Source organism: Desulfobacterales bacterium (assembly GCA_034003325.1).
Classification (GTDB): Bacteria; Desulfobacterota; Desulfobacteria; order Desulfobacterales; family JAFDDL01; genus JAVEYW01.
In genome coordinates this window covers 118,962-134,537 of the sequence record JAVEYW010000004.1, presented here as the reverse complement: position 1 = coordinate 134,537, position 15,576 = coordinate 118,962, and the positions used below count along the sequence as shown (strand labels likewise).

At 51.2% G+C, this 15,576-nt stretch carries 12 protein-coding genes; 11 read left to right on the top strand and 1 reads right to left on the bottom strand.

Annotation, left to right across the window (positions count from 1 at the left end):
• Positions 1-18: 18 nt before the first annotated feature.
• From RBT11_05590 to RBT11_05570, 5 genes are all read left to right on the top strand, one after another.
• A complete protein-coding gene (locus RBT11_05590) occupies positions 19-1,011 on the top strand; it encodes an ABC transporter substrate binding protein (GenBank protein ID MDX9786222.1) in 993 nt (330 codons plus the stop codon).
• Positions 1,008-2,447 (top strand): ATP-binding protein, encoded by a 1,440-nt coding sequence (locus RBT11_05585; protein MDX9786221.1) that lies wholly within the window; start codon positions 1,008-1,010, stop codon positions 2,445-2,447. Before RBT11_05590 ends, RBT11_05585 begins: the two co-directional genes overlap by 4 nt.
• A gap of 36 nt (positions 2,448-2,483) precedes the next feature.
• A complete protein-coding gene (locus RBT11_05580) occupies positions 2,484-3,833 on the top strand; it encodes a sigma-54 dependent transcriptional regulator (GenBank protein ID MDX9786220.1) in 1,350 nt (449 codons plus the stop codon).
• Positions 3,820-5,934 (top strand): TonB-dependent receptor plug domain-containing protein, encoded by a 2,115-nt coding sequence (locus tag RBT11_05575; GenBank protein MDX9786219.1) that lies wholly within the window; start codon positions 3,820-3,822, stop codon positions 5,932-5,934. The genes RBT11_05580 and RBT11_05575 overlap by 14 nt, the downstream gene beginning before the upstream one ends.
• Before the next feature lie 224 nt (positions 5,935-6,158).
• The gene (locus RBT11_05570) at positions 6,159-8,135 is read left to right on the top strand and encodes a hypothetical protein (protein MDX9786218.1); all 1,977 of its coding nucleotides are present in this window, start codon (positions 6,159-6,161) and stop codon (positions 8,133-8,135) included.
• Positions 8,136-8,146: 11 nt separating this feature from the next.
• On the opposite strand, the gene RBT11_05565 is transcribed toward RBT11_05570, so the two are convergent.
• Positions 8,147-9,118: a glycosyltransferase family 2 protein gene (locus RBT11_05565; GenBank protein MDX9786217.1), complete on the bottom strand. Its 972-nt coding sequence runs from the start codon at positions 9,116-9,118 to the stop codon at positions 8,147-8,149.
• A 29-nt stretch (positions 9,119-9,147) separates the two neighbouring features.
• On the opposite strand from RBT11_05565, the gene RBT11_05560 reads away from it, so the two are divergent.
• The 6 genes from RBT11_05560 to RBT11_05535 all read left to right on the top strand — a co-directional run bounded on the left by RBT11_05560 (position 9,148) and on the right by RBT11_05535 (position 15,544).
• Positions 9,148-10,536, top strand: coding sequence for a glycosyltransferase (locus RBT11_05560; GenBank protein ID MDX9786216.1), 1,389 nt, complete (start codon positions 9,148-9,150; stop codon positions 10,534-10,536).
• A gap of 37 nt (positions 10,537-10,573) precedes the next feature.
• Entirely contained in the window at positions 10,574-10,768 is a 195-nt protein-coding gene (locus RBT11_05555; GenBank protein ID MDX9786215.1) for a hypothetical protein, read from the top strand.
• Between the two features lie 7 nt (positions 10,769-10,775).
• Positions 10,776-11,546 (top strand): ABC transporter permease, encoded by a 771-nt coding sequence (locus RBT11_05550; GenBank protein ID MDX9786214.1) that lies wholly within the window; start codon positions 10,776-10,778, stop codon positions 11,544-11,546.
• A gap of 271 nt (positions 11,547-11,817) precedes the next feature.
• Positions 11,818-12,978 (top strand): ABC transporter ATP-binding protein, encoded by a 1,161-nt coding sequence (locus RBT11_05545; GenBank protein ID MDX9786213.1) that lies wholly within the window; start codon positions 11,818-11,820, stop codon positions 12,976-12,978.
• Entirely contained in the window at positions 12,975-14,441 is a 1,467-nt protein-coding gene (locus RBT11_05540) for a methyltransferase domain-containing protein (protein ID MDX9786212.1), read from the top strand. Before RBT11_05545 ends, RBT11_05540 begins: the two co-directional genes overlap by 4 nt.
• A complete protein-coding gene (locus RBT11_05535) occupies positions 14,438-15,544 on the top strand; it encodes a glycosyltransferase (protein ID MDX9786211.1) in 1,107 nt (368 codons plus the stop codon). The genes RBT11_05540 and RBT11_05535 overlap by 4 nt, the downstream gene beginning before the upstream one ends.
• Positions 15,545-15,576 lie beyond the last annotated feature (32 nt).

Below are 15,576 nucleotides of genomic sequence, written 5' to 3'. Positions count from 1 at the left end.
TGGGAAGATTCTCAGTCCTTGAATCCGAGAGGCGTATTGCCGCTTTTGCATTTTTTAAGCAACCATAGCGTGTTTCGGCTAAAAGCCATAGGAATTAGCGTTTGTCTATTGTTTATGGGGGCTTTTGCTGCTTACGGATTCGAGAAACCCATCGATAAGGCCATCGCCGTTGTTTCACTTAGAATCAGACCTTATGTCGAAGCGCTGGAAGCGCTGGCGGAAACCCTGTCTGCGGAAATGGGCATTCAGACGATCCCTGTTTTTCTCGACAATGAATCGGGAAAAAGCAGGGAGATGCTGACAAAACGCCTGGCAGAAGCCGACGATGCAACGGTTTTTATTGCGGTCGGCCCGGAAGCGGCGCATCTGCTTTGGAAGGACCTTTCAATCGCCGATGAGAAAAAAATATTCACCATGGTGCTGAATCCTGAAAAAGCCTTGCCGCTTCAGCAGACCGATTGTGGTATTTCTCTGAATATTCCCATAGAAAGTCAACTTCGGATTATCAAACAGGTTCTGCCTTCAACCCATCGCATCGGATTGATATACAACCCGGAATATAATGCCGTATTCTCTGGCGAAGCAAGGCGGGTGGGCCTGTTGTTAGGGCTCACGATTATGCCGCTCGAAGTGGCGGACCGGAAAGATATTGCGACGATCTTGCAGCGAAACCGCGAAAAAATAGATGCCCTGTGGATGATTCCGGACCAGACCGTGATCTCCGAAAGTCTGGTGCCGTTTATTATCAAGGAGGCCATCGCCAAAGCGGTTCCGGTGATCGGTTTCAACCGGTTTTTTTATGAAAACGGGGCGTCGCTTTGCTATTTGTTCGATTATAAGGGCATCGGTAAACAGACGGGACGCCTTTTGCTGGAACGGTTAAAAGGGGGGGCATGCGGCAATGAGCCCCCGGAATTTAAAGTCTGGTGCAATATCAAGGTGATGAATGCCTTGGGGGTGAATTATAACGCCGATGCGATCGGGACTGCGGCGATAGGGCAGGGGCCATGAGGACCATCGGGTTTCATCCCCGGCTCCTACTTGCCGCTTTTTTACTGATTTGTGTCACGACGTTGATATTGGATGTGGTCGGCGTTCATATCACACGCAACTTTATGTATAAGCGGTTTAATGATCGGATTGAATTTCTCGCGAAATACCTCGCGCTGAATTCCGAGGTGAGTATTCTGATGGGAGATCGCAACCGATTAAATTCCCTGGTATTAAATTTATTGGGGGAGGAAGATGTTGCCCGGGTAACCATCCTGGACAATCAAGGGGAGATATTGGTTGATCAGAGGAACACGGTTTCCGGTCCCTTGTCCGCCGTGAAAGCGCCGGTGTTGCTCAAAATAGACCGGGATGAAACGGTATTGTTTCAGGATAGAAAATCGCTTTCAAGGCGTGCCGGCCGCAACGTGGGGGAAAACGTCGGTGAGGTTCGAATTGCTTACAGCACCTTTGGTATCGAGCAGTTGATTAAAGAAATCACATTGAAATATATCTGGTTTTCAATCGGGCTATCCATTGTTTCGGCGCTTGTGTTTTATATTATTTCCCGGCCGATGGTGAAGGAAGTCAAACAGCTCGCCTTTGCCGCGCGCCAGGTCGGCCGGGGGGATTTGGAGCTTCGGGTTCGACCCGGCAAAATTCCGGAAACGCGCTCACTGGCGATTGATTTCAACACCATGCTGGACTCGCTGAATAAAAGCAAGGAGGCGCTCGATCGCGTCTCCCGGGAAATGATCAAGCAAAAATCCCTGGCGGAAATGGGTAAATTTTCGATGATGATTGCCCATGAGGTTAAAAACCCGCTCAGCATTATTAAAGGGTCCCTGGATATTCTAAAAAAGGATATGGCGCTTACCAGCCAAAATACGATGGTGGGGTATATCGAGGACGAGGTCCGCCGGCTGAATCGGTTGATCGAGGATTTTCTTCTGTTCGCCCGTCCGGTGAAACCGGCGTTTCGCCCTGTCGATTTAAATGCGCTGGCGAGATCCCTGATTGAACGATTCGAGATGCTCACGAGCGAAAGTGATATCAGGCTTTCGGCCGAGATTCCGAATGAGCCCGTGATCGCCGTGGCGGACAGTGATTTGCTTGTCAGGGGGCTTGGGAATATTCTGAAAAATGCATGTGAAGCTGCGGGCGATAACGGCGAAGTGTCGATTGTGTGTTGGGCAACCGGCGATTTTTGGGTCGCTGAAATTTCAGATAGCGGCGAGGGAATTTCACCGGATAAGCTTCATAAGGTGTTTGAACCGTTTTATACGGACCGGGCAACCGGGACGGGCTTGGGGCTCGCGTTTACCCGGCAGGTGGTGACGGCCCATAGAGGTATCGTTATGGCCGACAACGCGGCAACGGGGGGGGCTGTTTTCAGAATGGAAATTCCACTCGCAGCGGCGCGGGAGATAAGCGAATCAACAGCGAATGTGGGATAGGTCCATCAGACATCCCTAAGCTTTGGAGTACCGAACATGGCCAATATCTTGGTTGTCGATGACGAGAAGAGAATAAGGCACCTGCTTTCCATTATGCTGGAGCGGGCCGGCCATCAGGTCGTTCAGGCCGGTGATGGGATAGAAGCGCTGCAGATGTTGGAAAAGGCGGCATTTGACATTGTTATCACCGACATTCGCATGCCGAAAATGAGCGGCATGGAATTGCTGAAAAAAATTAAATCCGCAGGGCTCGCATGCCCGGTAATTTTCATTACCGCGCATGCGACAATCGACTCGGCGGTGGAAATCATGCGGCTGGGCGCCGCCGATTATATCACCAAGCCCTTCGAGGAAGACCGTATTTTATTGACGATTGAAAGATCCCTCAATATTTCCCGGGTCATGGCGGAAAATAAAGAATTGAGAAAGGAACTGATTAAAAGCTCCGGCCATGACAAAATTATCTGTGCGTCCAAAGCCATGAAGCAGATGCTGGCCGTCGCTTCAAAAGTGGCCAAGAGTGATTCGGCCGTGTTGATCAGCGGCGAGTCCGGCACGGGAAAAGAGCTGCTGGCCCGATTTATTCATTTTATGAGCAATCGAAAGAACGGGCGGTTCGTCCCCATCAATTGCGCGGCGATTTCACCGCAACTTGTGGAATCCGAATTATTCGGGTATGAGAAAGGCGCCTTTTCCGGAGCGGATAAACGGACGGAAGGTAAATTCGAGTACGCCAATAACGGCACGTTGTTTCTGGACGAGATCGGGGATTTGTCCTTGGATGCCCAGGCAAAACTGCTGAGGGCCCTGCAGGAAAAGAAAATTCGAAGAGTCGGTGGAAATCAGGAGCTTGGTGTGAATGTTAGGGTGGTTTGCGCCAGCAATCGCAACCTGCATGAATTGGTGGAAACCGGGCAATTCCGGCAGGACCTGCTCTTTCGTATCAATGTGTTTCCGTTGGAATCTCCCCCTCTGAGAGAAAGAAAGGAAGATATCATTCCCCTTTGCCGGCATTTTCTGGAACGGTTGAGCGGAATGAAGTCGGTCGGCTTATCCGATAGCGCCGTGCGGCTTCTGACCGACTACCCCTGGCCCGGTAATGTGAGAGAACTGGCCAACGCCATGGAACGTGCTTTGATTTTATCACCGGACCCGGGCGGATTGACGGCGGAATCCCTTTCTTTTCTGAAATCCGGCGGGCAGTCGGAAAACAGGAACGGCAATGGATTTAAACTCCCTCCGGGTGGCATTTCCCTGGAAACCGTTCAAAAGAATCTCGTGCGACAGGCGCTTGAAATATCGGGGAATAACCAGTCCAACGCCGCTCAGTTGTTGGGGCTTACGCGGGCGAAATTTCGGATTTTAATGAAGCATGCGATTGACTAATCTTGCGGATAGCCGGCATGGCGGAAAATTCGGTTTACTCCTGCGGGACCGCAACCAGCCGGTGCGCTTATCGCTTATCATCTTGTGTATGAGCGTATGGCTGATGGTTTGCGTTGCTGATGGTGTCGCCGGGGACTCCGGCGGTATCGACGATACGCTTCTGATCTTTGTCGGGGAAGAATTGGATGTGCTGTCTATCGCTACCCGGCGAGAGGAAAGCGCCTGGCAGGCACCAGCGGTCGCCAAGGTGATTACGGCGCAACAGATTCGGGAAGGGGGGGTGTTGACACTTTCCGAGGCGCTTTCGACGGTTCCCGGATTTTATATGGCGGATAAGGAGTGGGGCATTATGCCCTATATGCGGGGAATCCCGAATTCGGTTCTCTTTTTACACGATACCGTCCCGATGGGATCGGATGTCAATAAATCATTAAACCCAATCGGCCATGAGCTGCCGCTGACCGCTATCAAACGCATCGAGATCATTCGGGGCCCTGGATCCGTGTTGTGGGGTCCGGATGCGTTTGCCGGCATTGTCAATGTCGTGCCGCTCAGCGGTAAAGATTTTGAGGGAATTGAAACAGGGCTTTCAATGGGTACGACGCAAAGCCAAAAAGGCGGCTATGTCAATCTGGGGCATGATTCGGGTTCGTGGGATGCCTTTGCGAGCCTTAGCGCCCGCTCCGAAGAAGGGGAGGATCGCCCTTATAATGTCGTTAACTTCTGGCAGGATAGTGACACGCCGGTGCCGCCGGAGGATCGTTTCGGGATTGGGACGGTCGATACGGCGGATTATGTTGACGCGCTGGGGGCTGTTTCCCTGGGGAACTGCCTGTCCGCAACGGCAAAGGCCTCGCTTTCAGAAACGCCTTACAGCCTTACGGGAGATGACGGTGAAATGACTTGGCCTGAAGAACGCCGCGTTTCTTCGGGATATGTGAAGGTCGAAGGGAAGAAGGAGACGAGCCGAAATGCAGCGATCCGGGTTCTCGGAAGCTATAGCTGGTTGAATCCCGACTGGAAAATCATTGATCTAACGTTGAATCAGGAAGAAAATACGGTCTATGGAGAGTTGTTATATGACCAAAGTTTTTTCGACGGCATCGGGTTGTTGACGACCGGGGTGTCATACCGTGAGAAGCGTGTCACGGATGCGCCGATATGGGATGGATATTTATATGACTATCTTGGACCGTTGAATGAGTATTTCGTTCCCGGATTGACCCTGGCGGATTATGAGTCGTCGTTGCGGTCCGTGTTTGGCCAATATACGCATAAAATAAACAAGTTGGAATTGCTGGGCGGCATCCGATATGATGACCACGACGCCTATGAGGACAATGTCAGTTTTAATGGTGGTGGGGTCTGGCGTTTTTCCCGGGCGCTCATTTTCAAGCTGCTGTATGGTACGGCCTATCGAACGCCGTTTTCCCATCAATTGCTTGCGGATGAAGCGTCGAAGCTTGAAAAAATCAAAAGTTTCACGGCGCAAATCGGGTGGCATCCTTCGGATGATTTCAACTTTTCATTGACGGGGTTTTATAATGAAATTGAAAACCATATCATGCAGGACCAATTTGCCGGGTTGTCCCTACCGAACAGACAGGAAACGCAAGGGGCGGAGTTCGATATTCAGTGGAATCCGTTTCGGGCGCTTGAATTACGCGGCAATATGACGATTATGGATCACAGCGGCCCAAATGAAATTTACAAATACAATGATTACAGCACGATCAATCCTGACGACGGCACGGTGGAAAAGCATTATGTCGATCTTTCCTACCCCTACGATGCCGGGCCTGATACCTTAATCAATCTCATGGGGGTATGGCGGCCTTCCGACAGCCTGTCCATGTCCTTTAGAATCTACCACATTTCATCGCGGCCGCTCATTTTCCCGAGAGGAGGACAGAGCCGGGAAATTTCCGGGGTGTGGTTGGCCGATACTTCCCTATTATGCCGTGATATCCTGACATCCGGATTCGATATGCGAATCCTGCTCAAAAACATTATGGATGAAGATTATGAGACGCCCGGCACCTATTATGTCATCAAAGGCGAGCCGTTCCGGGCCGAAATAAGCTTTTCCAAGAAATGGTAGGGCAATCTGTGTGGATGAAGGTTGGCTATATATAAACACACCCGGTGATTTCTAACCGCTGCCGGCTGGTTCTCCGCTGATTTCATGACAATCAAAAATGGCAAAAACAAATTGAAATTATATCTTAATCGTCTCCGCTGGGGTGAAACGGAATCCCATCATGATAAGTAGGTATGAATCTTGCAATGTCATAGATTACGCGTACTCGTGAAAGGATCAATCCCATGCGGTTTCTGCATTTTTTATTAATCGGTATGATGATGGTCGCCGCACCCTTTGCCACCGCTCAGGCCGAGATGGCGCAAGGTGAACTTGCAGCGCAAGAATCTCTTCGTTACGAAGGGCTTTTGCTGGAGAAGCTCAATTGGGCCCGCACCCATCCCATGGAAGCCGCGACGCTCGTCGGCCAGGATCCGAATAAATTGCTCACGGATTCCCCGAGCTGGCGTGCCGTCGTGACGGACGGATTGCCGATACTTCGCTTAAATTCGATCCTTCTGCGGACAGCCCGGCAGCACACGCAGGACATGCTGGCCAACCGCTATTACAGCTATGCTTCACCATCGGGGCAAACCGCCGAAGAGAGAATCAAAGAAGCCGGTTACGATGCAACGGGGGGCGGCGAGATGCTGGGCATGATCACTTTCAGCAATTTCATGCCGCCCGAAATAGCCGCTCAAAATTTGTTTGAACAACTTTTAAAACAGGATCTGCGCCGGCTGAATAGTGGAAACAGCCTTGTTTTCAATCCGTCGGTACAGGATGTCGGTATAGCCTTGATGGCGGGGGTAACCCTTGTCGGCAACACGGTTTCAAATGCCTATTTGCTGACCTGTGACTTCGGGTCGCCATTGGTCGCTCGGTTCAGCAATTTGGATGTGGAGTTTTTATTTCTGGATTTGATCAACCAGGCGCGCCTGTCGCCGGTTCAGACCCTGTTTGATTATGGCATTGATTTGGCCCTTTTGAATAATGTGGCCCCGGATGTGATGGCGAGTTTGACGGGTTCTTCACCGCCCTTGGTGTATAGCCCTTCATTGAGGGCTATCGCGTATAGCCGCAATGAGCAGGCCCTTGTTGAGGCGCAGCTGCAAGATAGTTCCTTTAAACTATCGCATTATGACCATTGCACCGATACTGCGGATGGCTGCGCGGCGCTGACCGGTGAAACCGTGATGGGGTATAAATCCAATGAGCCGTTGCCACAGGCCGAAATGATTCAAAGGATGTTCAAAGAACTGTTGCTTAGGGAATTGACAGCCGCCGATGTCTCGGCGCTCTTGATTTTTAATCCGACCATTAAGGAATTTGCATTGGTTTTTGGCCATTGTCGGGTAACTTCGGGCGATGCGACCGATTCTTTTTATACACTTGCGACTGCCTACGGTCTTGCCTATCGAACGCTGCCGGAAAGACAATCGTTGAACCTTTTAAATCAGGCGCGTTGGAATTATAGGCAGCCTTCCGGGGAAATCAACAGTGAAACGCCGCCGGCGGCGTCGAACCCGGCCCCCCCACTGATAGCCGATCATCAGGTTTATGCGGCCGCGGATGCGCATGCGCGGGAGATGATCACGCTCGGGTATTTCGATACGTATTCTGATGACGGCGCCAAGGACGTGACGGCCCGGCTTGCGGATGCGGGGTATTCGGCCCTTGGCGTCGAAGAGACCCTCGAATTGTTTACGGCGGCGGTTCCGTTTAATGCCGATAAGATGGCGAGATATCTTTTTGATAATGTGTTGGCCGACCGGATGGATGCCGATGAAGCACCGATGGGATTGTTCAATTCCGAAATGACGGCCGCCGGAATTCGGTTTCTGTACACAACCCCGGACGCAGCCGATCTTATAACCGAAGAACCAACCAATATGTTTCAAGAAATCCATTCTTTGCTGTTGGTGGCCGACGTGGCTGCTCCTTCCGAGCCGTCGGTGGCCACATTGGTATGCCTTGTTTTTCGGGATTTAAACAGGGACGGTCATTACACGAGAGGCGAAGAGATTGGGGCGGTTCCCGTTACCCTGCGAAATCAAGAGTCCGCGTATCGGTTTTATACCGATGCCGCCGGGAACGCGACAGTTCCGCTGCCCGCCGGCACCTATGAGGTCGAAGCCACCTATGGCAAGGCCGTCATGAACCGCACGGTAGAAATCGGTTCCGAGAATAACATCCTGCTGCCATTTGCTTTTGAAAGGTAAGATCGCAATGGTTAAATTCGATTTTTGGGAATCGGGTGCTTGTCTATCATGCGCCAAATGGCACGGATGGAGGCTTTTCTGAGGGATTGAATTGCTCGGCGTTTGCGCCACTCCCGGGGAATCTGGCGCAGGGCGTCCCGTTTTGCCCGCAGGATCACCCGGTACCGACCGCGAAGCATGAAGACCAGAAGGGTCGCCAGATTCATCGCGACATGCACCGGCAGCATAGCCCAGAATAGAAACCCCGGCATGTTTTTCACAAAAGCCCATACAAGATTACGGTGCCCGTGGTACAGGGCAAAATCGCTATGCCTTCCTCCCGTGCTGGCGGATCCCACATGATGAACCACTGCTTTGGGAACAAAGCGGGCAGTGTGACCGGCCAGGCGAAGACGAAAGCCGAGGTCCACATCTTCCACATAGCAAAAAAAGTCGTTGTCAAAGCCGCCGATGTCAGCCAGCGCCTTGCGGCGATATAAGGCGGCTGCCGCGCAGGGAGAAAAAATCTCACGCGGCCGAAGCGCGTTTTTTGCAGGCCGCCTGCCGTATCCCTCACGCCGGACAAGACCGCTCATATGGTAGCGGTCTCCAGTCCCGTCTAAAATCTCCGGATTCGACCAGCACCGTTGACATGAACCAAATGCCGCCACATCCGGATATTGCTGTGCGGCCGCAAGCAATTGCTTCATCCAGTCCGGCTCGGGGAAGGCATCCGGATTCAACAGTGCCACAAGATCGGTACGGCACGCTTTAAGGCCGTAGTTGTTGCCGCCCGCAAACCCCAGGTTGTTACGCAGCGCTTTCACCGTTGCGTTTGGGGGGAGAAAAATTTGCTCGATCGAGTGGTCGCAGCTTCCGTTATCCACTATCAGAATCCGGGTTGGTTGCACGGTCTGCGCTGCTAGGTGCCGAAGACAATGACTGAGCTGTGAACCACTGTTCCAGTTTATAATTAAGACGGTTACGGTCAACGGAACCTGCATGATGCGTCCTGATATTTCGGGTTGAGTCGGTGCAGGAAGAACGGCGAGGCGAGACAGCCTTTGCCGCATTCTTGAACAAATGGATACGCTATACCCAGTATAGCGTCAATATTGAATTCCAACATCAGTATAGCGGGGGGCATCGCTTTATGCGGGAAGGCGTGGCGATCAACGTGAGCGGCTACATCACCGGTGAATTCGGGCTCGGCGAAGCGGCCCGCTCCGTTATCCGTTCGATCGATGCGGCAGGAATACCCTATTTGTTAAATAACTTCGACTCAAATCCGCATCGCAAGAAAGATACCACCTTCACCACATTTTCACGGGAAAATCCGTATCCCGTCAATCTCATTCTGGTCAACCCGGACGGGCTGGACGCATTCTTACTGGAATACGGCAGCACATACTTCGAAAATAAGTATAATATCGCGTTCTGGTTTTGGGAATTGGGGGATTTTCCGGTTGAATGGCAGAAATATATGGCCTTGTTTGATGAAATCTGGACCGGCAGCCTTTATTCGCTGGACGCCATTGCTTACGCCACCGATCGGCCCGTGTTGCGCGTTCCGCTGTCCATTCACTTGACACCGAAGGCCATACACCCGATGTTCCTGCAAGATTTGAAGGATAAATTCGTTTTCCTGAGCGTGTTCGATTTTCGCAGCACCTTTCAAAGGAAAAATCCGGATAAAGTCATTGATGCTTTTTTAACATCCTTCGAAAACCGCGAAGATGCCATGCTCGTCCTTAAATATACCAATTCGGACGCGAATTTGACTAAAAAAAAGATGCTGGACGATAGGGCAGGGCGGCATGAAAATATTTATATAATGGATGACTATTTGCATCGCGATGCGCTGGTGGCCCTATTTCAGCGAGCTGATTGCTATGTTTCCCTGCATGCGGCCGAAGGGTTCGGATTGCCGATCGCGGAAGCCATGTTTCTGGGGAAGCCGGTTATCGCCACCGGCTATTCCGCGAATATGGAGTTTATGACGGTCAATAATAGTTTTCCGGTGCGATTCAGTCTTGAACTAGTGGGGGAAACCGAAGGTCCCTATACAAAGGGGAATATATGGGCCAAACCGGATGTGGCGCATTGCGCGGAGCTGATGGCCTTTGTATATGAAAACCCTTCCGTGGCAAGAAAAATCGGGAAGCGGGCCCGCCAGGATATTACGGCATTATTCAGCGATCAATCGATCGGTGCACGGATTAAAAAGAGAATCCTTCGAATAGACGAAATAACGAATCACTTCAGGTCGATTGCCTTGGAAAATAGACAGCGGGCGCGTTTGATCAAAGCACATGCGGAAATAGCAAGACTCGCGCGTGATGCCGATATTCTAAGCCGGATATTCGGCCGACTGCTCAACACAACCATCCGATGGATGCGAAACATTCAAAAAAAATTATAACCTTGTCCGCGCAACGGTTGTCGGGACGAGGGCGGTGATGAATTGTTTCACGCGAGCGCTTGTAACTGACGCGGGAAAGACATATAGATTGTCGATTTTTGTGTTTGAAACCCCGGTGTGTCCGAATGCGGATGTGGAAACCCATTCAGAATGGCTGCGCGTGAAAGACATTGTGATGCGTTTCGCCAACCCCGGGAAGGTATCCCACCCCAAATGCGATCGGTTGGATTAATTACAACATGTTGTCCTTATCCTTTATCTTTGAGCTGACCCGGCGTGATTTTTCGGAACGCTTTGCAGGGTCCACGTTGGGGGCGTTGTGGGCCTTAATCTGGCCCTTGGTCAATCTGTTTATTTATATCGTTATCTTTGGAAGAATCATGGGCAGCCGCTTGCCCGGTGTTTCTGGCATTTACGCTTACGGCATCTATTTGACATCGGGTCTGATTGCCTGGGTCGCGTTCAGCCAGATTGTGACACGCTGTTCGACGATTTTCTTCGAGAAAAAAAACCTCATATCCAAGGTGAGGCTTTCGCTGCCGTCACTGCTGGCCTTTGTGGTGACGGCCGAAACCGTGACCTATCTGATATCCATGGTGATCTTTTTTTTATTTTTGATTCTGACGGGATACCCGCTGAGTCGTCACCTGGTGCTGTTACCCTTTGTTTATTTGTTGCAACTTATTTTTGCGTTCGGAATCGGCCTGCTCGCGGCCACGCTGGCGGTTTTCCTGCGGGATTTAAAAGAAATCGTGGGGATTACGCTTCAGCTTTGGTTTTGGTTCACCCCCATTGTTTATGTGGCGGACATATTGCCGGCCGGTGTCCAAAAATTGCTGCGGTTCAATCCGGCTTATGTGTTTATCGACGCGTATCACCATATGTTTGTGTATAATGAAGCCCCGGCACTTCGCACCCTGATGGTAATGGCCGTTATCGCGCATCTGATGGTCTGGGGCTCTTACGTTGTATTCAAAAAACTGGAAAAAGACGTTCGGGATTTTTTATAACGGGTGCGCATGCACCGGCTATTGACAAAGAGTATCGTATGATGTTTTTAGGTTTTGCCTTTATGTGGTCGTTGGTCGTCATGGGTGTGGCCCTATGGATCTGGAAAAAATTCAACTCCCATCTGAAAGTGCATCTTATTATTTGGATCAGTTGTATCTATTTTGTTGGCATTTTTGAGGGTTATGGCTTTTTTAACCGATGATTAGCGTTCACAACCTGAATAAAAAATTTCGTCTCTACCGAAGTCCTTCGCACAGGCTTAAGGAGATTGTGCTTCGACGCAGCTTTCACCGGGATTTTCAGGCCATCGACAACATCTCTTTCCATGTGGAAACCGGTCAAACCTTAGGGATCATCGGCCAGAACGGCGCCGGCAAATCCACGCTTCTGAAATTGCTGACCGGAGTTCTCATGCCCGATAGCGGTGAGATTCGCATCGACGGCAGGATTACCGGTCTTTTGGAGCTTGGCACGGGATTTAACAGCGAATTTTCCGGTGTAGACAATATTTTTTTAAACGGCACCTATATTGGACTTTCCCGGGATGAAATCAAAGCCCGCCTGAACGCCATCGTTGAATTTACGGAGCTCGGCCGGTTCATTGATGAACCGATAAAGACCTATTCTTCCGGCATGGTTATGCGGTTGGCGTTTTCAGTGGCGATTCATGCCGAACCCAAATGTTTTGTGGTGGATGAGGCCTTATCGGTAGGAGATGCCTATTTTCAGCAAAAATGCATGCGCAAGATTCGGTCGCTTAAAGAAAGCGGCGGATCCATTGTCTTTGTTTCCCATGACCTGAATGCCGTCAAGATGCTGTGTAATCAGGCGATGCTGCTGGAAAACGGAAGGGTTGTGGAATCGGGTGACCCTGAACCCGTTATCAATACCTATAATTTTCTCATTGCCAACCGGTCCTCATGCCAAGAGTCTGAATTTAAGGCTGAGAACCGGCTTTCCGGCTATGGAAATTACAAGGTCACGATTGACTCGGTGCAACTTGTGAATGAAGCCCATCGGCTGACTGAAATACTGAGCAGCGCGCAGCCTGCCGGTGTTGTGATTCGACTGACCGGAAGAGAAACCGTGGCGGATATGACTCTGGGAATAGTGATACGGGATAAGTTCGGTCAGGATATCTACGGCACCAATTCTTTTTACCTTCAACAGAAAATAAGTATACAGCAGGGGCAGCACCTTGCGGCGACCTATTTCTTTGATGAGTTTAATATCGGACCGGGCAAATATTCCATCTCGGCGGCGCTTCATACCGGCCCCTCCCATGCGGATGAATGTTTCCACTGGAAGGATAAAAGTTGCGTTTTTGAGGTGGTGGCGGGGGGTGATCACCCATTTATCGGGCTTGTACGGTTAAAACCGGTGTTGCGAATAGAACCGGTGTGCGAACAGGGGCGGGGAGCCGGATCATGATTGAAGCCAATATACCGGAGATCAGCGTGGATGAAATTATGGCCCGCATTCGTGAAGAGGTGGCGATGCAAAAGCAGCTTTCCCGGTCAGGGCGCGGAAAACCGGGGGGGGATACCGCCCGCACCGTTTCAAGTCCTGCGCCGATACCGCCGGTTCAGCCCTTGCTGCCTCAGGATGCCTATGTCTGGACGGATTTTCTAAGCTACCATGATTCGGATTTTATCGAGAATGCCTATCGATCCATTCTTCGCCGGGCGCCGGATACGGAGGGAGCGCAACATTACTTGTCCCTTCTTCATAGCGGCGGAATTTCCAAAATAGAGGTTCTGGGCCGACTGCGCTATTCAAAAGAGGGAAGGAATCAAAAAATCATCGTGAAAGGCTTGTGGATTCGTTATTTTATTCAGATGCTATACAAGGTGCCGGTTGCCGGACGCGTGTTGCGTATTTTCTCCGGCGTATGGAAGCTCCCCGTCATTTTAAAGAACATTCAGGTGATTGAAAACACGGTTTTTATTCAGGGTCGCCAGAACGAAAAGACATCGTTGCAGCTGACGCAATTTGGCGAGCATCTGGATGCTTCGGTGCGGGCGCTTTCTGCGGAATTCTTGAACGTCAGCGATACGCTGAAAATAGATTTGGCGCATAAGGCGGAAGGGGAGGCGTTGGTTGAAGTACAAAGACAGTTAAGAGACTACCGGCTCAACCTTCTGGATATGCAGCGCCGCATTCAATTGCTTCTGGAAGAGACGCGTAAAAGATTGCCGGCACCCATTTCAACGGAGCAGATGAATACCCTGCTGACGGAAGAGGATCATTTTCAGGATGCCCTGTACGTGAGCTTTGAAGATAGGTTCAGAGGAACGCGGGAAGACATCAAGGGCCGCGTCAAGGTGTATCTGCCCTATATAAAAAACGCCTTAGAAACGACAAACCGAGCCCCTGTGCTGGATGTGGGGTGCGGTCGCGGAGAGTGGCTTGAAGTCCTCAAGGAAAATGAAATTGTCGCCCGGGGGGTGGACTTGAATCGCGTGATGGCGGCGCGATGTCGGGAGTTGGGCCTGGAGGTGATGGAAGCCGATGTGATGGATGCCTTAAGCGGGCTTAAAAACAACACCCTTTCGGCGGTGACCGGGCTTCACATTATCGAACATTTGCCGCTGAAAACCTTGCTGGCGTTATTCGATGAGTCCTTGAGAGTGCTCAAACCGGGGGGCATGGTTATTTTTGAAACGCCCAATCCTGAAAACATACTGGTCGGCGCCTGCACCTTTTATACCGATCCGACACACCGCAATCCTTTGCCGCCGCAGACCTCCGCTTATTTAATCGAGGCCCGGGGCTTTGTGGGGGTGGAAATTATTCGATTACATCAAAACCCCGCCATTCATTTTGAGGATGCCTTCTTGGACGCGCAATTTGCAACCGGGCAGGACTACGCGGTTATTGGACATAAGGCATGATCGTTTGCATTGCCGTCACGGCATTGTTAAAACATGACGCCATTGGAAACGATGTCTGTCATCAATGCGTCGTATTAAACGACCACCATATTCCGGCCGTTGTTTATGCCGGAGAGGTCGGCGACGTGCCGATAACCGCCTATTGTATCGACCAGGCCGAATGCCGAGCCATTATCGATCATCCGGATAATTTGTTGATTTATCACCACGGGGGCTGCTGGGCGGAGGGGCGGCGCTTGTTGGAAAAAGCCCGATGCCGCGTATTTGTGAAGTACCATAATGTCACTCCGCCCGAGTTTTTCTCATCCTACAGCGCTGTGTATGAAAGGTTTTGTTCGGAAGGGGTGGCCCAGACCCGCTTGATTGCCGGTATGGACCACATCACAAAATTCTTGTGCGCGTCTTCCTTTAACGCAGGGGATCTGTTGCGGCTGAATGTTTCCCCCGCTAAAATAGAAATAAGCCCGCCGTTTAACAAGCTGAATGATTTTAACCGGGCCGAAATCGACCCGGTCCTTTCCCGCGAGTTGCAGGATGGGAAAGTGAATATTTTGTTTGTGGGACGGGTGGCGCCGAACAAAGGCCATAAGGAGATGATACGGGTTGCGGCCGAATATGCGGCAACCTATGGCGCCGCCATTCGATTCAATATGGTGGGCGGGATCGACCCCGAACTGGCCGGGTACCGCAACGAACTGGACCGGCTCATCGACGCGCATAGCTTAAAAGAGATTGTGACGTTAACGGGGGCGGTTTCTTTTGACCGGTTGCATACCTATTACCGGTATTCCCATCTGTTTTTGTTGATGTCGGCCCATGAGGGCTTTTGCCTTCCCGCCATAGAGGCGCAATTTCACCGGTTGCCGGTCGTGGCACTGGACAGCAGCGCCATTCCCGAAACATTGGGTCCGAATCAGCTGGTGTTTGAGACGCCGGACCCCTTGAAGTTCGCGGCCGCCATTCATGTCCTTTCTCATCATGACGCATACCGGGCGTATCTGGCGGATGAGGGCCGGAAAAACCTTCGGCGGTTTTTAACCCCTGGCATGGAAGCGGCGTTCTTCAACGCCTTGGGCCTTACCGCCCTGATTTCTAACACGTAACTCGGTTGTACCGATCCATCGAATCGGCGATT